Here is a 21,099-nt window from a genome sequence, read left to right as displayed (position 1 = left end):
GTTTAATAAACGTGTTATTATTTTACAATAATACGCTTCACTTTATTAAGTGTTTCAGTTCCTATTTTTACGAAATAAACTCCGCTAGCAACATAAGACATATCAATTGTTTTGCTATATCCACCACCGTTGTTTTCTAGCACGTAGTACGCTAAGTTCTGTCCTAATGTATTGTAAACTTGCACTGGTACATTATCTGTAAATTCAGTTGTATTGAATTCAAGGTTGAAGTACTTATTATCTGTACTTGTAATTACAAATTCTGCATCAGAGAAGTTTGCATCATCAAATCCAAGAGATCCAGTAACATTAGCAGTATAGTCATTTGTACGGCCAAACTGTAAGTCATCACAAGGATCTAATACATCACCAGTACCACTTTCATCTTCACCACGAACACGCATTAGGTGCATTCCGTTAGTTACTCCTGTAAGCGTTGAGAAATCTACTGTAAAGTTGAAATCTGTATCTGCTGCTGCAACTAATTCAGAAGAAATTAATTCAGAAGGCTCAAAAGTATTATTGTCATTAAAGTCAATCCAGATAGCATAAATACTATCAACCCATCCTACTTGTAAAGTACCTTCAAAAGGGTTATCATTTAATACGAAGTTAAAAACAACATCTGTATTATCTGCGTATCCTTCTGGATCAGTACCACATTCAGTAACTATATCTTGATCTGCTAATTGAAGTTGTGTAACACCATCACCAAAACCTGAACAACCACTTTCTGGCTGACAAATAAAGTTTGTAATTGTCGTCATTACTTCATCATTAGTAGCATCTGCATCTGCTGTTAAATCAGTTCCTGCCACTACATCATAATCACCAAGTTCAGAAAAATCTTCTGAAGCTGTAAAAGTATATGTGTCTGTCATTCCTTGAGCAATAGAACCTGTATACGTCTCCATTACTTGTGCACCACCGTTAAAAGTGTAATACACAGGGATTGAAGTTTGTGTTGCTGCTCCAAAGTTTTGGATTGTAACTGTAATGTTTTCAGCTGCACCTAAACCAGAGGCTGAAGCTGGAGCATCGATAGAAACCACTCCTGTATCATTATCATTTAAGTGAGTAATATCCTTACAAAACTCATCATTCTCAGGAATTTCATCACCTGCTAAAGCTGTTGAACTACACAAGTTGTAAAGCGTTCCATCTGTACTTAAATCTGCAGTTGCAGTAAATGTGTACATAGCGTTAGAAGCTGGAGGTATTGTCCCTGTAAAAGTTTCTGTAATAACCGTCCCACCATCTACTGAAAAAGAAACTGAAAAATTAGATTGAGCTACTGTTCCAAAGTTACGAACCATAACCTGAACTGACTCAGTTGTTCCTAATGCACCATCTGCTGGAGAAATAATTTCAATAACACCTAAATCATTATCTGCATCTGGAGCTATTTTAAATCTACCCACATTAGCTGCTCTTTGGTTATTAGGTGTATCAACAGTGTGTACTTCATTTGCGAAGTAAAAAGTTTGATCATCACTAGGGTCAATATCAATTTTACTATAATCACCATATCTAGAACCAACAATAACACCATCTCCTAAAACAATAGGCTCTTCTGAAACTGTCATAGTATTTAATGGATCTGAAGCAAATCTTCCTGTGTAATAAGAACCTACATTAGTAGTTCCTGTACCAGCAATACTCATTGCTGTATACCCCATACCTATATTACCTTGGTTATCCATCATTAGAGATGCATTCCAAGCGTGCTTATTATCAGGTGCTTCGTAAGTACCTTCTTGGTGTAATGTCCAAGGTGCTGAATCATTATCTTGTCTAAACTCATACCATCTTACCGCAGCTCTTTTACCTGCTGTTGGATCTGTATCAATCACATGATTAAATACAGCTGAGTTATATGTAGGAAATTTTCTTAATTGTGCTTGATTCATAACAATACCTTGTAATGCATCTAATGTACCACCACCTGCGTTAGGTTGTGTAAGGTTTGCAAATGACCCACCATCAAATATAGATGTAAAAGGTGTCACCGGAATTTCTTGTGGTACAGAGATAACCGAGTTACCTGGTGTTACATAATCAATATCTGCATTCCAAAATTTAATGTGATCTGTTGTTACTCCTGCATAAGCATCATCTTGAAAGAATACAATAGTAGCATTACCATCTGCTGGCATATTACCATCTGTAATATTTAAAGCTTGTGGACTAGCAAATCCAAAATTTGAAAAGCCAGGAAGTGTAAATCCTTGTATAGATGCAACAGAAGCACCTGCTAACATTGCGTTTCTGTCCATAGCGTATAATCTGTTCCCATTAGCTTGGTCAGTTAAAAAATAACTAGCAGCTTCTCCTATCGAAACTTTATTATAATCATTTACACTAGGAATGTTGTATATATTCCAATCTGTTGTTAGAGGATCCCCTGTTTGTGAGATTGCCATTTGAGCACCAGATCCTAAAAATGAAATTACCCATCTATCCGCAAGATTATCATATGACACTGTTAAATCACAACATCCGTTTGCTGGAAATATTGCTGGAAAAGGGTTTGTATCTCCTAAAAGCTCATTACCATCTTTATCAAATATAGCAAATGAAGTGTTCCAAACGACAAATACGTGATCTGGACCTACTGCAAGAGCAGGATCTGTTGGGTTTGAGCCTGTATAACCAGCATCCCATACAGCCGTTGCTGCTCTACCTTTTATTTTACCTGCAAGCAAGTCTTGATTTTGAGATAAATAATCTGGTTGCGTTCCTTTACCTGGAACAACTTCTCTTTTAGGTTGTTTAAGACTATGACGTCCATCTTTAGCTTCTCCTTTTGCAACTCCTGGAGTTAATTCGTTCATTCGAGACTGAATTGATGGGGTGACACTAACAAGTGTCGCTTCTCCAACAAAATTTGCCCCTTGTTCGGTTTCTTGTGCTTGCGCTGTAAACATTGCAGCGAAAGCAAGCAAGAATAAAGTTAATTTTAGTTTCATAACGTAATAATTTAGTTTGTATTTAATTGTCTGCTAATATACTAGATATTAACATAATTAACACGCATTTAAGTTCTCTACTTCTTCTATTGTGGGACAAATATTACATTATTAAAATGAAAAAAGGGGAGACTTAAATAAGTCTCCCCTTTCAAATAATTTAATGATCAGTATTACTTAACTATAAATTTAGCTGATTTTTCTAAATCACCAGAACCTAATTTCACTAAATAAACACCTGAAGCAACGTAACTCATATCTAATTCATAACGATATTTGTTTCCTTCTTTAATTAAGTTATTAAAGGCTAGAAGCTTTCCGCTAATATCATAAACTGATAAAGGTAAAACCTTATCATACGTAGTAGTCATAGAGATAACGAAGTTTTTGTTATCTGAAGATGTAACTACTAAATCTGCATTAGATAATTCAAGATCATTTATTGATAATAATTCACTATTACGAACATTTTCACCATAAACATTGTTAAATGCATTGGTATCTCCAGCAGCATTCGCTGTAGTTTCAATACGGAATGTTTGTACTGCAGATAAATCTGCAGTTACAGTAAAACTATATGTATCAGTTGCTCCTGGAGCTAAAGTTCCAGTATAAACCTCAGCAATTGGTGCTGAACCATCAATACTATATGTTACAGGAATTCCAGTTTGTGCAGCAGTCCCGTAGTTTTGTAATTCGATCGTTATTGTTTCTGCATTTGTTAAAGCAGAAGCTGTGTTAGGTGTTAAGTTGATTACTGCAACATCATTTACAACTGCTTCACTTTGATTAAATACACCTACAACATCACGTCTATTTGTGTTAAAATACTCTGCAATATGCCACATTGTGCTATCATCTAAAGGATCAATAGATAAATGTACGTAATCTGCAAAACGGTTTCCTGGACAGTTTGCTGTACTCTGAGCTATTAACTCTTCAGCAATAGTCATATCACCTGCTGGATCACCATTTCTTCTTCCTGTGTATCTAATTGAAATACGCTCTGTATCACTTACTGAGCTATATGCCATACCAATGTTACCAAAAATATCCATTACCATACTTCCAGAAAATGCATCTCTACCATCTGGCGCTGTGTATGTTCCTTCTTGAAAAATTGTCCAAGGCTCACCTTGAGCTGTTTGACGTAACTCATACCAACGTATTCCTGCTAATTCAGCTGCACCAGCTTCAGTATCAACAACAAAGTTTAATAATGCTGAATTGTATCCGTCAAATTTTCTAAACTGTGCTTGATTCATTACAGTAGCTTGTAATGCATCAATATCTGCACCACCACCTGGCTGATCTAAGTTTGAAAAACCACCACCATCAAATACACCTGTAAAATCAGTTACTGGAAGTATTTGTGCTGCAGATACAGTAGAGTTAGATGTTGTATCCCAATCTACATTAAAAGTCCATATTTTTAAGTGATCATCACTAACACCTGCCCATGCATCATCTTGCATATATACGACACTAAAGTTTCCAATTTCTGGTTCAGATCCACCAGTAGCAGAAAAACCATGTGGGCTATAAAAACCACTTGTGGATATTCCAGGTAATGGAAAAGCAACACGTTGCGCTGGTAATCCTTGAGCCATTTGCTCACGCTCGACTGCAAAAACTCTATTAGTTTGACCAATATTAGCAGTTACATAATAGGCATCACTCCATACTGAAAATTTAGTGTAATCTGGAAACTGACCCGTTGAAAAACCTGTAGTGTATACGTACCAACCGTCATTTACTGGATCTGGTCCTTGACAAACTGCTACATTAAATCCATTTGGGTTACTGTCAAATTCTGTAATAACAAAACGACCTCTTGGCTCTCCTGGTCCATTTTCAATATACGGATCAAAAAATACAATAGGATCTCCAATGGAGTTTCCTGGGAAAATAGAAGCTAAAGACGCTTCGTTTGTAAGTGGGTTTCCACTTTTATCGAAAATACGGAAAGCTGAATTCCAAGCTCCAATATAGTGATTTGGTCCTACAGCTCCTGTTGGATCTGATGGAGTTGACTGAGAGTTTGCATCAGCATCAAAAACTAATGAAGGTGCTTTTGAATTATGTAATGGCGCTCTATTTTTTTGTACTAATGGATCATTAATATCACTCCCCTTTCCTGGAACAACATGATTACCTCTTTGTCTTTTTGGACGTCCTTCTTGTGGTGTTTGATCTGCTTCAATAAAAGTTCCGTTTCGCAATTGATCTGCTAAACTTGGAACATTAATTGGCGCTCCCATCATTCCAGTTTCGGTAGCGGGAAATTGTTCTAATTGTTGAGCCGAAATACTCGCCGTAACGAATAGTGCCGCACCCAAAAGTAGTTTTGTAATTTTCATTTTTATAGTAATTTTTAGTTATAAAGTTTAATTGTATAAAAATACCATCAATAAGTGACAAAACAAACATTAATGAGTTAAATATGAGTTTGTAACTAACTTAAAATCAACACTTACAGTATGTTATATTTCATATCAAATAATATCATAGATTAAAAAACTCTCACTAAATGTTTAATAAAGGCACAATATTTGTAATTTTCACCTCATAAACTTAAACCAAGAACTATGAAAATATTTAAAATAGTAATGATTACTCTTTGCGTTTGCTTAACAGTTAGCTGTAATTCAAAAAAAGCATCGAGCGATTCTGAAATATCAAACATGAAAACAACTATGACTGATACAGAAATGATGGACGCAGGCTTTTTGGCTGGAACAATTGTAGCAAGTAAAGCTGATGGTGATTGCCCTTTTGTTATAAAAACAGATGGAAAAGAAAGTGTTATGTATGACCCAATTAACATTGAAGACGCTTACAAAAAAGACGGTATGAAAGTATGGTTTACTTTTAGAGGTCTTAGAATGATGAATCGTTGTACAAAGGCAAATCCTGTGGAATTAGTTGAAATGAGAACTAAATAACTTACTTTTCAACTTTAATAAATTTAAAAAGGCTGCATATTTCATATGAAACATGCAGCCTTTTCTTTTCTACTATTAAAAAATAGTTCGAATGCTTTTCCAAAATTATTTTTTACTTAACCATGCTTTCATTGAAACATCCTTTGAGATAATAGCATTTAAATCTGCAATTGCTACACGCTCTTGTTCCATGGTATCTCTATGACGAATAGTAACAGTTTTATCTTCTAGAGTTTGATGATCTACTGTAATACAAAATGGTGTTCCTGCTGCATCTTGACGACGGTAACGTTTTCCAACAGCATCTTTCTCATCATAAAATACATTGTGATCCCATTGTAGATCTTCAATAATTTCTTGCGCTAATTCAGGCAATCCATCTTTCTTAACTAATGGAAATACCGCTGCTTTTACAGGAGCTAATACAGATGGTAATTTCAATACTGTTCTGCTAGATCCATCTTCGAGCTTCTCATCCATTAACGAATGGCTCAATACTGCTAAAAACATTCTATCTAAACCAATCGAAGTCTCTACCACGTAAGGTGTATAGTTTTCACCTAATTCTGGATCGTAAAATTTGAGTTTTTTACCACTGTGCTCTTCGTGTGCTTTTAAATCAAAATCGGTTCTTGAGTGGATTCCTTCTAATTCTTTAAAACCAAATGGAAAATTAAATTCAATATCTGAAGCTGCATTTGCGTAATGCGCTAATTTTTCGTGATCATGGAAACGGTAATTTTCTTTACCCATTCCTAATGATAAATGCCAGTTTAAACGGTATTCTTTCCAGTGATCGTACCACTTCATTTCCTCACCTGGTCGCACAAAAAATTGCATTTCCATTTGTTCAAATTCACGCATTCTAAATATAAACTGACGAGCAACTATTTCATTCCTGAACGCTTTTCCTGTTTGTGCTATTCCAAAAGGAATTTTCATTCTTCCTGTCTTTTGCACATTTAAAAAATTTACAAATATTCCTTGAGCTGTTTCTGGACGTAAATATAAATCGGTTGCAGTTTCTGCACTTGCCCCTAACTTAGTCCCAAACATTAAATTAAACTGTTTAACGTCAGTCCAATTTCTGCTTCCACTCAATGGGCAAGCTATTTCAAGTTCTTCAATAAGCAATTTAACATCAGCAAGATCTTCACTTTCTAGTGAACGGGCTAATCTACTTAAAATTTCGGCTTTCTTACTAAGGTACCCCACTACACGTGGATTAGTTGTTACAAACTCTTCCTCGTTAAAAGCTTCACCAAAACGCTTTGCAGCCTTTTTAATTTCTTTTTGTGCTTTTTGCTCAAGTTTTTCTGCATAATCTTCTACAAGTACATCTGCACGATATCTCTTTTTAGAATCCTTATTATCAATTAACGGATCACTAAATGCATCGACGTGTCCTGAAGCTTTCCAGGTTTTAGGATGCATTAATATTGCTGCATCAATCCCAACTATATTTTGGTGCATATACACCATAGATTGCCACCAATATTCGCGAATATTTTTCTTTAATTCAACTCCGTTTTGAGCGTAATCATAAACCGCACTCAATCCATCGTAAATTTCACTTGAGCCAAAGATGTATCCATACTCCTTTGCGTGCCCAATTACCTTTTTAAACTGATCTTCATTATTTGCCATAGATGCAAAAATAGAAAATCCGCTACGATTTGATTGTAGCGGATTTAAATTTATTTTTCTTCTGAAATTTTAAGTAGAAAACTATAGGGTTTTAACCTGCAGAAAAATTATTTTAAATCAATAATCGTGCTTCCTAATGATCTTCCCTGATCAAAAACGGTTACAACATAACGACCTTCAATTAGTTCATCTTCCGTTGCTGTTACTAATGTACAAACATCAAGGGCTTCATTTTCGTAAAATACATTTGTTGTTGCACTATATGTTAAGTCGCCATTCGCAAACGACATAGTTTCCTTAACGCCTATAACATTATTTTCTGGATTAATAACCTGAACATAAAGCATTCTATCTCCTTTTTGAGCTATTGTATTAGGAGCTAAGGTGTAACAAGCGCGTATTTTATCTGCTCTGCTAGATCTACGCGTGTCAACTATTTTACCACTATTTCTTACGATTACTGCATCACCACTTAGGTTTGTAATTCCTAATAGCGCAGCTTTTTCAACTGTTTTAGTAAGCTCTTGATTTGATATATTTACAGAATCAACAACTTTTATAGTTTCATTGAGCATAACTGTAGTGCTGTCGCGCTCCATAGATAATCGTTGATTTGCTAATTTTAGAGAATCTGCTCTTCTAAAAAGTACAACTCGTTCAGATTTTAGTTTGTCTATTTCTCCTCTATAACGCCTAATTAAAGCCACATTTGCTTCAGAATCTTTAACAGAGTCTAGCAACATTACTATACGTTCTCTGGCTGCAAGTAATTGAGTATCTTTAGATTCATTTTCAAGAATTATCTCGTTATAATTCTCAATAAGGTCTTCAAGTTCATTTTGCACTTCAATTTTATCTTTTTCAATCGTGCTTATTGTCTCTTTACTATCCTTAAAAAGTGTGAAGGTGTAAATTGCAAGTCCTATTAATAATGCGCTCAATACGCCTATTAATACTTTAAAGCGGGTACTATTATTTGTTTCAGTCATTGTGTAATTAAATAAATATTGGGCTAAAGTACTGCGTCGCTAATTAATAAAGTCTAAAAGAAATTATAAAATATGCTGCACCTATTGTTAAATACCTTATTTCCAAAAGTTTGCAGTGCTTGTTCAAAAACACTAAATACTAAAGAAAAAGTATTATGTGTAAGTTGTAGACATCAGCTACCATTGGCATCCTTTCATAATACGGGAGCTTCTACAATGCTCGATTTTTTTTATGGACGTATCAAAGTAGAAAATGCAACTGCATTAATAGCATTTCAGAAAAAAGGAATAACACAAACGATTCTTCATAATTTAAAATACAAAGGACAAGAAAATATTAGCGCCTTTTTTGGAAAATGGTTAGGTGCAGAACTTGTCGAAATTCCTGAATACAAAGATATCGACATCGTAATTCCAGTACCATTACATCGTAAAAGAAAACAAAAAAGAGGTTATAATCAAGTTACTGGTTTTGGAACCGAAATAGCATCTTCATTACAAATAGATTACAGAGAAGATGTGCTTTTAAAGAAAACACGAACACGTTCGCAAGTTTTTAAGTCTAGATATAAAAGAAGTGAACAAAGCACCGTTTTTCAATTGGCGAATATTTCAGAATTAGAAAATAAACATATATTAGTTGTCGATGACATATTAACTACTGGAGCAACTTTAGAAAATTGTGCCTTAGAATTACTAAAAGTTAAAGGTGTAAAAATTAGTTTTGCTGTGATTGCCATAACCCTATCTTAATTTATAGTTCACACAAAAAGAAGTTTCCTTATTTTTGTTGATAATGATGCAAAAACCTACATCCAAAACGTATCGATACTTGTATCTCCCTATTATTGCGCTATTTTTTCTGGCTTTTACAGACTGTGCTAAAAAAGGAAGGCCAAGCGGAGGATTAAAAGACAGTATTCCGCCAGTTATTGTGCGAAGTATTCCTGAAAACTTTACCACTAGTTTTGATGAGTCTGAAATAAGAATAAGCTTTGATGAATACATAAAGCTTAAAGATGTTTCAAAGGAGCTATTAATTTCCCCACCATTAAAATATGCACCAATTATAACACCAACTAGTGTATCTAAACAATTGCGCATTAAAATTCTTGACACCTTAAAAGAGCATACTACATATTCTTTTAACTTTGGAAATAGTATCGTTGATAACAATGAGGGCAACATATTCCCTAACTTTAAATATGTTTTTTCAACTGGAACATATATTGACAGTTTAACGCTGAAAGGTTCAGTTGCTGATGCTTTATTAGCAGCGCCGCAACATCCAAGTACGGTCATGCTTTATGAAATTACTGAGGAATATTCTGATTCTCTAATTTTTACTGAAAAGCCCAGTTACATTACAACTACGCAAGGGGAATCTACCAATTTTGAATTCACAAATTTAAAAGAAGGAACTTACCAACTTATCGCACTAAAGGAAACGACACCAAATTACACATTTCAGCCAGAGCAAGATAAAATTGCATATTACAGCACCCCAATAACGCTACCAACAGATAGTATGTTTGAGTTAAAATTGTTTAAAGAAATACCAGATTTTAAAGCTAGCAGACCTAAATTAGAAAGCAAGAACCGTATTTCAATTGGCTATAAAGGTAATGGTGACAGTTTAAGCGCTACTATAATTACAAAAATGGCCGAAGGTTTTGATTATCTTCTTTTAAAAGAACGAAATAGAGACACCTTGAACTTATGGTTCAAACCAGAAATCACTTCTGACTCTATTGAGCTTGTGACTGTTAATAAAAGTATTCGTGACACAACTGTCATAAAATTTAGAGAGCTTTATGCAGATAGTCTACAAGTTTCTGCCTTAAATGATAAACGAATTTCAGTAGTAGATTCATTTAAACTTGCTACAAACACTCCCTTATTATCTATTGATAGGGAAAAAATAACCGTGTTTGACAATGACACAATTTCACAACAATTTACTGTTGCATTGAATTCTAAAAACAATACAGCATCAATAAGTTTTGATAAAATAGAAGAGAAATCTTATACAATTACTACCCTAAAAGGAGCCTTAACAGATTACTACGGAAACGTTAATGACTCTATTGCTTACAAACAGCAAGTACAACCTGCTTCAGAATTTGCAACGCTCCAGCTTAACTTAGAGAATGCTTCTAAATTTCCTTTATTAATTGAACTAGTAAATGAAAAGTTTGAAGTAAAACAATCTAAACATCTAAGTCAAAATGAGCCTATAATATTTAAATATATAAAGCCTGGAAAATATTTTGTTAGAATAATCTACGATGATAACAATAATAAAAAATGGGATACAGGTAACTTTTTGAGCCGTACTTTACCTGAACGCGTAGTATATTACCCTACTAAAATTGAATTAAGAGGTAATTGGAGTTGGAATGAAAGTTTTAAACTAGATTAAAACTATCTGCATCATTTAGAAACTGTAAATGCTTTCTGTTTTTCTCAATATGTGTTTTTTCTAAAGTAATTGTATCTATAAACTCATTTTCAAACGATGCCGTTGATATGTGTTTTCCTAAAACATCGTAAACTGCAGAATGTCCAGTATATTGATGTCCGTTACCGTCAAGTCCTGTTCTATTTACGCCAATGCAATAAGCCATATTTTCAATAGCTCGTGCTTTTAATAAAGCATCCCAAGCAGCAACTCTTCTTTCTGGCCAGTTTGCCACATACAGAACTATATCATAGTGATCTGTATTTCTTGCCCAAACTGGAAAACGCAAATCGTAACATACTAAAGGTCTAATTTTCCAACCTTTATATTCGATTTGCTTCAAACTATTTCCTGCCTTAAATATTTTATGCTCACCAGCAAGTGTAAATGTGTGCTTTTTATCATACGTTTCAATTGAGCCATCTGGTTGCACAAAAAACAATCTATTATAATAAACTCCCTCTTCTTCTATTATTAGACTCCCTGTAATAGCTGCATTGTTCTTTTTTGCTTCAGATATCATCCATAAAACGGATGGACCATTTGAAGCCTCAGCAATTACGGTAGCATTCATTGTAAAGCCAGAAGTAAACATTTCTGGTAAAATAATAAGATCAGTCTGTTCTTTAATTTCTTCAAATAATTTTGAAAAATGCACACGATTAGCCTCTGGGTTTTCCCAAAATAAATGCGATTGAACTAAAGTAACTTTAAGCTGATCTTTCATAATTTTAAGATAGTAACTCGATTACAGAATTAACACCCTGCATTACAGCGTGATCTTTAGCAGTATTACCACGATCGTCTTTAATCGATGTATCAGCACCATTTTCAAGTAATGTTTTCACTATATCTGCTTTTGCAAAAGTGGTCGCAAAAATTAGTGCCGTAGCGCCATTAAAGTTTGTTTTATTAACATCAGCACCAGCACTAATTAACATAGAAACAATTTTAGGATAGCCTTTAAAACACACTCCCATTAAAGCTGTATTTCCCGAAGCATCCTGTGTATTTATATCCTGCGGAAATTTTAAAATAATTTCAGCTATGTCAGCAAAACCATAATAGGTTGCTAGTAATAATGGTGTTGAACCTCTTTGATCTTTTTCACTAGCCAAAGCTGGATTAGTGGTTAAAATTTCAGAAACCATCGAAGCATTTTGCTCCCTTATTGCGGTAAATAGTTCGTTCTTCATATATATAAAAGTAAAAAAACAGCGCCACAAATTGTAACGCTGTTATAGTTATTATTGAATTAAATGATTATTTTAAATCGAAACGATCTAAATTCATCACTTTTGTCCAAGCTGCAACAAAATCGTTTACAAACTTTTCTTTAGCATCTGCGGTCGCATATACTTCGGCAGTAGCACGTAATTCGGAATTTGAACCAAAAATAAGATCTGCTCTTGTCCCTGTCATTTTAACTTCTCCGGTTTTACGATCTCTTCCTGCAAAAGTGCGGTCGTCATCTGATGTTGATTTCCAAGTTGTCTGAATATCTAAAAGGTTTACAAAGAAATCATTACTTAATGCACCTGCATTGTCAGTGAAAACTCCGTGAGTTGAACCATCATAGTTTGCTCCCATTGCACGCATACCACCAACAAGAACAGTCATTTCTGGAATAGTTAGTGTTAAAAGTTGTGCTTTATCTACCAATAACTCTTCAGCTGTTGCTATTTGATTGGTTTTAAAATAATTTCTAAATCCATCTGCAACCGGTTCCAAGAATGAGAATGATTCAATATCAGTTTGCTCTTGTGTAGCATCTCCACGTCCTGCATAAAATGGTACAGTTACATCAACGCCAGCATTTTTAGCTGCCATCTCTACTCCTGCATTTCCTGCAATAACAATTAAATCTGCCATAGAAACTTGTTTGTCCCCTTCTTGAGCATCATTAAATTCTTTTTGAATCCCTTCTAAAGTTTCTAATATTTTAGACAATTCAGCTGGATTATTTACTTCCCAGTTTCTTTGTGGCTCTAATCTAATGCGAGCACCATTTGCTCCACCTCTCATATCAGACCCTCTATAAGTAGAAGCTGAGGCCCAAGCTGTAGTAGCTAGTTGTGCAACTGTAAGTCCTGAATTTGAAATTTTTGTTTTTAATTCGGCAACATCAGCATCATTTACTAGTGTATGTTTAACGGCTGGAATAGGATCTTGCCATAATAACTCTTCACTAGGTACTTCTGGTCCTAAATATCTAGATACAGGTCCCATATCACGGTGCGTTAATTTATACCAAGCACGAGCAAAAGCATCTTCAAATTCACTTGGGTTATCCATAAAATGCTTTGAAATTTTAGCATAAGTAGGATCCAATTTAAGAGCCATATCTGCTGTAGACATCATAAGATCTTGCTTCTTAGATGCATCGTGAGCCATAGGGGCTTTAGGAGCATTAGATGCATCAGTAGGTCTCCATTGATGAGCACCTGCGGGGCTTTTAGTTAATTCCCAATCATTTAATAATAATACTTTAAAATAATCGTGATCCCACTCGACTGGACTTGGTGTCCAAGCTCCTTCTAATCCACTAGTAATAGTGTCATCACCATTACCCGTACCATATGTATTTAACCACCCTAGACCTTGAGCTTCTATTTTACCTCCTTCTGGCTCTACTCCTACGTGTGCATCTCCATCACCTGCTCCGTGAGCTTTACCAAATGTATGGCCACCAGCCACTAACGCAACCGTCTCATAATCGTCCATCGCCATACGTCCAAAAGTTTCTCTAATATCGTGTGCTGAACCTAGAGGATCAGGTACACCATTTGGTCCTTCTGGATTCACATAGATTAACCCCATATGTGCTGCTGCAAGAGGCTTTTCTAACTCACCATCTTTTTCATAACGAGCAGCATTATCCATCCACTCTGTTTCTGAACCCCAATAAATATCTTGTTCTGGCTCCCATACATCTTCACGTCCACCTGCATAACCAAATGGCTCAAAGCCCATTGATTCTAATGCACAGTTTCCTGCAAGAATCAATAAATCTGCCCATGAAATACTCTTACCATATTTTTGCTTAATAGGCCATAATAATAAACGTGCCTTGTCTAGGTTACCATTATCTGGCCAACTATTTAACGGTGCAAAACGTTGGTTTCCTGTGTTTCCACCACCACGTCCATCAGTTACCCTGTAAGTACCTGCACTGTGCCAAGCCATACGAATAAAAAATCCACCATAGTTTCCATAATCTGCTGGCCACCACTCTTGAGAGTCAGTCATTAAAGCTACTAAGTCTTTTTTTAAGGCTTTGTAATCTAAATTTTTAAAGGCTGTTGCATAATCAAAATCTTCACCCATAGGATTAGATTTTCTATCGTGTTGACGAAGAACATTTAAATTTAATTTGTTTGGCCACCATTTGCGATTAGTAGTTCCTCCTCCTGCTGCATGGTTTTGTATACCATTAAAATACGGACACTTACTTGTGTCATTATTAATGTCCCATGCTTCTCCGTTATTACTCATAATTGTATGTGTTTAATTTAATATTTTCTAAAGCACTAAATTACCTAAATATATTGAGTGCAATTGTCTAAGTTGATTGTATGTGTTAATTTAATGATTAGAAAAACTTATACTAAGTTAAATTTACTATAAGAAACTACAATGACTTTAGAATTTTCGCAGCATCAATTAGTGTTTCTTCTGTTTTGGCAAAACAGACTCTTATTATTTTTTCATCTAAAGCATCCTTATTAAATACCGAAATTGGAATGGTTGCTAACTTGTGTTGTTTAGTTAATATTTCGGCGAAAGCCTTATCCGATTTTTGTGAAATTTCTGAAAAATCTAATAGCTGAAAATAAGTTCCTTTAGACGGCAGTATTTTAAATTTAGAGTCTTTTATCAAATTTAAAAAGAAATCTCTTTTCTGTTGATAAAATTGACCCAATCCTAAATAAGTATTTTCATTCTGTAAATATTCTGCTAGGGCTTTTTGAAATGGATGGTTCACACTAAACACATTATATTGATGCACCTTTTTAAATTCATCCATTAACGTTTTGGGACCTAAACAATAACCCATTTTCCAACCAGTATTGTGAAATGTTTTTCCAAAAGAAGCGGTAATAAATGAACGCTTCGCTAATTGTTCAAATGTAGCGGCGCTTTGGTGTTTTTCACCATCAAATATGATGTGTTCGTACACTTCATCACTAATAACCAAAAGATTATGCTCTTCTGAAATTTGCTGAAGTTGAAGCATATCAGTTTCAGAAAAAAGCATTCCGCTTGGGTTATGTGGCGTATTAATAATGATCATTTTAGTATTGTTAGAAATCACATTACGCACTGCCTCCCAATCTGGAGTAAAATATGGCGAAGCTAATTGCATCTCAATAACCTTACCACCAAAAAGCTGAATTGTAGGCCCATAACAATCATAAGCTGGCGTAAAAATAATCACTTCATCACCTATAGAGATTGTAGCAGCAATTGCAGTAAATATTGCTTGAGTTGCACCTGCCGTAATAACTATATCTGTATCTGGACTGTACGTTGTATTATACAATTGGTGCATTTTATTACAAATAGTTTCTCGTAAATAAACATCCCCAGCCATAGGAGCATATTGATTATGCCCATCCTTCATTGCTTTAGAAACTAAATCAATTAAAACCGGATCACTTTTAAAGTTTGGAAACCCTTGTGATAAATTAATTGCATTGTACTCCATTGCCATAGCACTCATAACTGAAAAAATAGAGGTTGGCGTATTTGGAAGTTTTGTTTTCAATTTTCTGAAATTTTAAGTTAAAGATACATAATCATTAAAATCTATTTTTGTAAGTATTATAGAATTAAGTATTTACAAACATTTAATTTCAACCGATATTATGTATATTTATTAGATGAACAACCAAAAATTCGCTGCTTTAATATTTATTAATTACTTTTATTAAAAACGGCTCCAGTCTAAAAAAATGAACGTATTTAAAGCAATTTTTTTATTGTTATTTGTATCCAACACAGGTTATTCTCAACAAGATACCATAAAGAACACGAAAGATTCTATCCTTATAGAATTGATTGAACAAACAATAGATAGCTCAACCATATATTATAACAGTGGAATTTTTACTAAATCTTTAATGTCAAACATTAAACTTCTAGATTTAGCAAAGCAATCAAAGAATCCAAGATATTTAAGCAAAGCACACCGCTTTTTGGCTTACGATTTTTTAATAGTTGGTGATACATTACTTGCTAGAGAAAATCTAGAAAACTCTCGTAAATACGCTGAAATTTTTAATGATGATTTAACAGTAGGCTTGTCATACATGGACTTAGCAAATTATCACTCAAGGTCTGACCTTGATTATAAAAAAGCTTTAAAATACCACGAAATTTCAATTACTAAAATTAAAAAATCAAAAGATTCAATTGAGCTAGCTAAGGCCTATTACAATACAATCATCACAGCCTTCTATTCTGAACAATATGATATTGGATTAAAATATTTGAAAATTTTAGGTAGTCCAGGTTTTGACAAATATAAACCAGATTATTTTTCATCTTCGGAAAAAACATATTGGGCAACGTATTACAATGAAAATGGACAATACTTACAAGCAGAAAAAGTTGCTCGAGAAGCTCTTATATTAACTAAGGATAATGGAACTCCTGCTGAAAAATATGATGCTTACGAACAACTTGCAGTAAGTTTTTATGGACAAAAACGATACAAGGAAGCCTACGATTATAGACTTTCCAGCGAATATTATTTTGACGAAAGCCAAGGCTTAATTCAAGATGAACAAAGCCAAGCAGCATTGGCTAAATTAAAGGTTGAACAGTACAAAAACCAGATTGCGGATCAGAAAGAAAAAACTGCACTACAAGCTGAAATTGCAGAGAGTAAAAACAACTTAAACAACATATTAATTATTGTGTGTCTTGGGGGTTTATTACTGTTTATCGCATTGTTTGTAGCGTATACAAAAAGACGAGATTTAAATCTTGCTCTACGCAAAAAAAATGAAGAGTATTTGCAAGCAAAAGAAAAATCTGAACTTCTAGCAAAAGCAAAAAGTAAATTCTTCTCTACTGTAAGTCACGAATTAAGAACACCTCTTTATGGCGTTATTGGGCTTAGTAGTATTCTACTTGAGGATCCAAAACTTAAATCTCATGAGAAAGATCTAAAATCTCTTAAATTTTCAGCAGATTATTTACTAGCGCTTATTAATGATGTACTTCAGATTAATAAAATAGATTCAAATAATCTAGAAAATGAACTAAGTCAATTTAATATTCGCGAATTTATACAAAGTATCACTGCTACCTTTGAGTATATGCGTTTGCAAAACAAGAACAAAATAGTAGTAAAAATAGATTCTAAAATTCCAGAATACCTACAAGGAAATGTGGTTCGCCTTTCTCAAATCCTAATGAATTTAGTAGGTAATGCATTGAAATTTACTGAAAATGGAACCATTACAATATCATTAATTTTAGAAGAATTAAAGGATAATAACGATTACAATATTTTGTTTTCTATTACTGATACAGGTATAGGTATTCCAAAGGACAAACAAGCCACTATATTTGATGAATTTACACAAGTAGAATCTCTAAATTATGTGTATCAAGGAACTGGATTAGGCTTACCAATAGTTAAAAAACTTTTACAAGCTTCTAATTCTAATTTATTACTTGAAAGTGAACTAGGAAAAGGGACTAAAGTCTCTTTTGATTTGAATTTTAAAGAAGTTACAAAGCATATAAACACCGTTTCTAAACCTTTATTAAACGAGTCGTTACTTCAAGATAAGAAAATACTAGTTGCTGAGGATAACCGTATTAATCAAATTGTAACTAAGAAAATATTAGAGAAAAAAGGTGTGATATGCTCTATTGCAGAAAACGGAGACGAAGCCGTAAATCTAATTAAAAACAATCATTTCGATTTAATTTTAATGGATCTAAATATGCCTATTATGAATGGCTTTGAAGCAACAATCGAAACCAGAAAATTTAATTCTACAATACCAATTATTGCCTTAACCGCTGTCGAAGTCGAAGAAGTTAGAAATGAAATATACGCCGCAGGTATGGATGACATTATAGTAAAACCATATGACGACAGTCAATTTACACGTATTATACTAGAGAATTTAATCTCCAAGAACTACGATAAATAAAAATAGACTGAATCCTTTGAGCAATACTAATTAATTTCAAATTAATAATGTAAGATATTATTGAGCACAAAAAATCCCAAATCAATAAATATGATTTGGGATTTTTCTCTATAAAACAATTTAGTTTTACTAATTAACCTTTCGCACTTGCCGCTAAATATTCACGGTTCATTCTAGCAATATTTTCTAATGATATTCCTTTTGGACATTCAACTTCACAAGCTCCTGTATTTGTACAGTTACCAAAACCTTCTTTATCCATTTGCGCTACCATATTTAAAACACGTGTAGAAGCCTCCACTTGTCCTTGTGGTAATAATGCATATTGAGATACTTTAGCTGAAGTGAACAGCATTGCACTAGCATTTTTACAAGCAGCAACACAAGCTCCACAACCTATACAAGTTGCAGCTTCAAATGCTTCATCAGCATGTTCTTTTTCAATAGGTGTTGCGTTTGCATCGATTGTATTTCCAGATGTATTTACAGAAACATATCCTCCAGCTTGTTGAATTCTATCAAAAGAACTTCTGTCGACCATTAAATCTTTAATTACTGGGAATGCTTTAGCTCTAAAAGGCTCAATTACAATCTCATCACCATCGTTAAACATTCTCATGTGCAACTGGCAAGTAGTTACTAATCTATCTGGCCCGTGAGGCTCACCGTTAATTTGTAAAGAACAAGAACCACATATACCTTCACGACAATCGTGATCAAAAACTACCGGCTCATCACCTTTATTGATTAAGTCCTCATTTAACACATCAAGCATTTCAAGAAAAGACATATCTCCATCAATTCCATCGATAGGATAGGTTTGCATACTTCCCTTCGCGTCTGCATTGGCCTGACGCCATATTTTTAGGTTTAATTTCATAGTTTTTTATTTATATGAACGTGTCTTCAACTCAATATTTTCAAACACAAGGTCTTCTTTGTGTAACACTGCATCTTTAGGTTCTCCTTTATATTCCCAAGCAGCTACATACTTAAAGTTAACGTCATCTCTTAACGCTTCTCCTTTTTGTTCTCCACTTAATTCTACACTCTCTTCACGGTAATGTCCACCTGCGCTTTCGTTACGGTTAAGAGCATCTTTCGCAAACAATTCTCCTAATTCTAGGAAATCTGCTACACGTCCTGCTTTTTCTAGTTCTTGGTTTAATCCATCTGCAGTCCCTGGCACTTTCACATTCGCCCAGAAATCTTTTCTAAGTTCTGCGATTTCAACAATAGCACTCTCAAGATCCTTAGCGTTTCTTGACATACCACATTTGTTCCACATGATTTTACCAAGTTTTTTATGGTAATAATCTACAGAGTGTTGACCACTTGCATTCATTAATTTATGAATACGATCTTTAACATCCTTTTCAGCAGAATCAAATTCTGGAGTATCTGTTGGTATTTTTCCAGTTCTAATATCTTTTGAAAGATAATCACCTATTGTATATGGTAATACAAAATAACCATCAGCTAATCCCTGCATCAATGCAGAAGCTCCTAGTCTATTTGCTCCGTGATCTGAGAAGTTTGCTTCTCCAGCTGCGTATAAACCTTCAACTGTAGTTTGTAAGTTATAATCAACCCAGATTCCTCCCATTGTATAATGTACCGCTGGGTAAATCATCATAGGTGTTTTGTACGGATTTTCATCAACGATTTTCTCGTACATCTGGAATAAGTTTCCATATTTATTTTCAATCACATCACGACCTAAATCGTAAATCTCTTTATCCGTTGGATTCTGATTTCCATGAATCAAAGCCTCTTCTTTTCCGTAGCGATTAATTGCACTAGCAAAATCTAAGTATACAGCCTCTCCAGTTTTATTTACTCCAAAACCTGCATCACAACGTTCCTTTGCTGCTCTAGATGCAACATCACGTGGCACTAAGTTTCCGAAGGCTGGGTAACGACGCTCTAAGTAATAATCTCTATCTGCTTCAGCTAAATCTGTTGGCTTCTTTTTACCTTCTCTAATAGCTACTGCATCTTCTAATTTTTTAGGAACCCAAATACGCCCATCATTACGTAAACTCTCAGACATTAATGTTAGTTTACTTTGGTGATCTCCAGAAACTGGAATACACGTTGGGTGTATTTGTGTATAACAAGGGTTTGCAAAGAAAGCACCTCTTCTGTGAGCTTTCCAGCTTGCCGTTACATTACTTCCCATTGCATTTGTTGACAAGAAGAAAACATTACCGTAACCACCAGTTGCTAATACAACAGCGTGAGCACTATGTCTTTCTATTTTTCCTGTAACTAAATCACGAGCAATAATACCTCTTGCTTTTCCGTCAATCTTTACAACGTCTAACATTTCGTGACGGTTAAACGGTTGTATTTTTCCACGGTTTATTTGGCGATTCATTGCTGAATATGCACCTAATAATAATTGTTGCCCTGTTTGCCCTTTAGCATAAAAAGTTCTAGAAACTAAAACTCCTCCAAAAGAACGGTTGTCTAATAATCCACCATATTCACGTGCAAAAGGAACTCCTTGAGCAACACATTGATCGATAATATTCCCAGAAACCTCAGCAAGACGATAAACGTTTGCTTCACGTGAACGGTAATCTCCTCCTTTTACAGTATCGTAAAAAAGGCGGTAATTACTATCCCCATCTCCTTGATAATTTTTTGCTGCATTAATTCCACCCTGAGCTGCAATTGAGTGCGCACGACGAGGTGAATCTTGATAACAGAATGTTTTTACATTATAACCAAGTTCTGCAAGTGAAGCAGCTGCGCTACCTCCAGCAAGTCCAGTACCTACAACAATAACATCAATGTTACGCTTGTTGGCAGGGTTTACAAGGTTAATCTTGTTTTTATGATTTGTCCACTTATCTGCTAAGGGTCCTTCAGGTATTTTTGCGTCTAATATCGACATAGCTTGATTAT

General features: G+C 34.5%; 14 protein-coding genes. 4 read left to right on the top strand and 10 right to left on the bottom strand.

Translation table 11 applies throughout. The features are described from left to right. Window positions 1-17: 17 nt before the first annotated feature. A complete protein-coding gene (locus tag GBH57_RS04905) occupies window positions 18-2,969 on the bottom strand; it encodes a T9SS type A sorting domain-containing protein (protein ID WP_151672930.1) in 2,952 nt (983 codons plus the stop codon). A 173-nt stretch (window positions 2,970-3,142) separates the two neighbouring features. Then, entirely contained in the window at window positions 3,143-5,329 is a 2,187-nt protein-coding gene (locus tag GBH57_RS04900) for a T9SS type A sorting domain-containing protein (RefSeq protein ID WP_151672929.1), read from the bottom strand. Between the two features lie 228 nt (window positions 5,330-5,557). Between GBH57_RS04900 and GBH57_RS04895 the strand changes: the two genes are divergently transcribed. Then, window positions 5,558-5,914: a hypothetical protein gene (locus tag GBH57_RS04895; protein WP_151672928.1), complete on the top strand. Its 357-nt coding sequence runs from the start codon at window positions 5,558-5,560 to the stop codon at window positions 5,912-5,914. Window positions 5,915-6,019: 105 nt separating this feature from the next. Here the strand turns inward: GBH57_RS04895 and GBH57_RS04890 are convergent, their stop codons facing one another. Together GBH57_RS04890 and GBH57_RS04885 are read right to left on the bottom strand one after the other, a co-directional pair. Next, the gene (locus GBH57_RS04890; RefSeq protein ID WP_151672927.1) at window positions 6,020-7,561 is read right to left on the bottom strand and encodes a glycine--tRNA ligase; all 1,542 of its coding nucleotides are present in this window, start codon (window positions 7,559-7,561) and stop codon (window positions 6,020-6,022) included. 107 nt (window positions 7,562-7,668) lie between these two features. Next, window positions 7,669-8,550 carry a DUF8428 domain-containing protein gene (locus GBH57_RS04885; protein WP_151672926.1) on the bottom strand — a complete coding sequence of 294 codons (882 nt, stop codon included), beginning with the start codon at window positions 8,548-8,550 and terminating at the stop codon, window positions 7,669-7,671. Window positions 8,551-8,622: 72 nt separating this feature from the next. Between GBH57_RS04885 and GBH57_RS04880 the strand changes: the two genes are divergently transcribed. Both GBH57_RS04880 and GBH57_RS04875 read left to right on the top strand, forming a co-directional pair. Further along, window positions 8,623-9,303: a ComF family protein gene (locus GBH57_RS04880; RefSeq protein WP_151672925.1), complete on the top strand. Its 681-nt coding sequence runs from the start codon at window positions 8,623-8,625 to the stop codon at window positions 9,301-9,303. 43 nt (window positions 9,304-9,346) lie between these two features. Then, a complete protein-coding gene (locus GBH57_RS04875; protein WP_151672924.1) occupies window positions 9,347-10,972 on the top strand; it encodes an Ig-like domain-containing domain in 1,626 nt (541 codons plus the stop codon). Here GBH57_RS04875 and GBH57_RS04870 read toward each other — a convergent pair. The 4 genes from GBH57_RS04870 to GBH57_RS04855 form a co-directional block, all read right to left on the bottom strand. Beyond that, window positions 10,959-11,738 carry an amidohydrolase gene (locus GBH57_RS04870; RefSeq protein ID WP_151672923.1) on the bottom strand — a complete coding sequence of 260 codons (780 nt, stop codon included), beginning with the start codon at window positions 11,736-11,738 and terminating at the stop codon, window positions 10,959-10,961. The two genes, GBH57_RS04875 and GBH57_RS04870, sit on opposite strands and share 14 nt — an antisense overlap. 4 nt (window positions 11,739-11,742) lie before the next feature. Continuing rightward, entirely contained in the window at window positions 11,743-12,207 is a 465-nt protein-coding gene (locus GBH57_RS04865) for an ankyrin repeat domain-containing protein (protein ID WP_151672922.1), read from the bottom strand. 67 nt (window positions 12,208-12,274) lie between these two features. After that, window positions 12,275-14,506, bottom strand: a complete 2,232-nt coding sequence (gene katG / locus GBH57_RS04860; protein WP_151672921.1) for a catalase/peroxidase HPI — start codon at window positions 14,504-14,506, stop codon at window positions 12,275-12,277. A 136-nt stretch (window positions 14,507-14,642) separates the two neighbouring features. Beyond that, window positions 14,643-15,779, bottom strand: coding sequence for a methionine aminotransferase (locus GBH57_RS04855; RefSeq protein ID WP_151672920.1), 1,137 nt, complete (start codon window positions 15,777-15,779; stop codon window positions 14,643-14,645). Between the two features lie 187 nt (window positions 15,780-15,966). Between GBH57_RS04855 and GBH57_RS04850 the strand changes: the two genes are divergently transcribed. Beyond that, window positions 15,967-18,186, top strand: coding sequence for a response regulator (locus GBH57_RS04850; RefSeq protein WP_151672919.1), 2,220 nt, complete (start codon window positions 15,967-15,969; stop codon window positions 18,184-18,186). Window positions 18,187-18,319: 133 nt separating this feature from the next. Here the strand turns inward: GBH57_RS04850 and GBH57_RS04845 are convergent, their stop codons facing one another. Together GBH57_RS04845 and GBH57_RS04840 are read right to left on the bottom strand one after the other, a co-directional pair. After that, window positions 18,320-19,066: a succinate dehydrogenase/fumarate reductase iron-sulfur subunit gene (locus tag GBH57_RS04845; RefSeq protein WP_151672918.1), complete on the bottom strand. Its 747-nt coding sequence runs from the start codon at window positions 19,064-19,066 to the stop codon at window positions 18,320-18,322. Window positions 19,067-19,072: 6 nt separating this feature from the next. Then, a complete protein-coding gene (locus tag GBH57_RS04840) occupies window positions 19,073-21,088 on the bottom strand; it encodes a fumarate reductase/succinate dehydrogenase flavoprotein subunit (RefSeq protein WP_151672917.1) in 2,016 nt (671 codons plus the stop codon). Window positions 21,089-21,099 lie beyond the last annotated feature (11 nt).

The organism is Patiriisocius marinus, from assembly GCF_008974325.1.
Lineage (GTDB): Bacteria > Bacteroidota > Bacteroidia > Flavobacteriales > Flavobacteriaceae > Patiriisocius > Patiriisocius marinus.
The sequence above is the reverse complement of the archived record's forward strand: the minus strand, read 5'-3'. Positions and strand labels throughout refer to the sequence as shown.

Bases quoted from the DNA above. Each gene is read 5' to 3' on its own strand.
- GBH57_RS04905 (WP_151672930.1), bottom strand. From the start codon at position 2,969: ATGAAACTAAAATTAACTTTATTCTTGCTTGCTTTCGCTGCAATGTTT.
- GBH57_RS04900 (WP_151672929.1), bottom strand. From the start codon at position 5,329: ATGAAAATTACAAAACTACTTTTGGGTGCGGCACTATTCGTTACGGCG.
- GBH57_RS04895 (WP_151672928.1), top strand. From the start codon at position 5,558: ATGAAAATATTTAAAATAGTAATGATTACTCTTTGCGTTTGCTTAACA.
- GBH57_RS04890 (WP_151672927.1), bottom strand. From the start codon at position 7,561: ATGGCAAATAATGAAGATCAGTTTAAAAAGGTAATTGGGCACGCAAAG.
- GBH57_RS04885 (WP_151672926.1), bottom strand. From the start codon at position 8,550: ATGACTGAAACAAATAATAGTACCCGCTTTAAAGTATTAATAGGCGTA.
- GBH57_RS04880 (WP_151672925.1), top strand. From the start codon at position 8,623: ATGCTGCACCTATTGTTAAATACCTTATTTCCAAAAGTTTGCAGTGCT.
- GBH57_RS04875 (WP_151672924.1), top strand. From the start codon at position 9,347: ATGATGCAAAAACCTACATCCAAAACGTATCGATACTTGTATCTCCCT.
- GBH57_RS04870 (WP_151672923.1), bottom strand. From the start codon at position 11,738: ATGAAAGATCAGCTTAAAGTTACTTTAGTTCAATCGCATTTATTTTGG.
- GBH57_RS04865 (WP_151672922.1), bottom strand. From the start codon at position 12,207: ATGAAGAACGAACTATTTACCGCAATAAGGGAGCAAAATGCTTCGATG.
- katG (WP_151672921.1), bottom strand. From the start codon at position 14,506: ATGAGTAATAACGGAGAAGCATGGGACATTAATAATGACACAAGTAAG.
- GBH57_RS04850 (WP_151672919.1), top strand. From the start codon at position 15,967: ATGAACGTATTTAAAGCAATTTTTTTATTGTTATTTGTATCCAACACA.
- GBH57_RS04845 (WP_151672918.1), bottom strand. From the start codon at position 19,066: ATGAAATTAAACCTAAAAATATGGCGTCAGGCCAATGCAGACGCGAAG.
- GBH57_RS04840 (WP_151672917.1), bottom strand. From the start codon at position 21,088: ATGTCGATATTAGACGCAAAAATACCTGAAGGACCCTTAGCAGATAAG.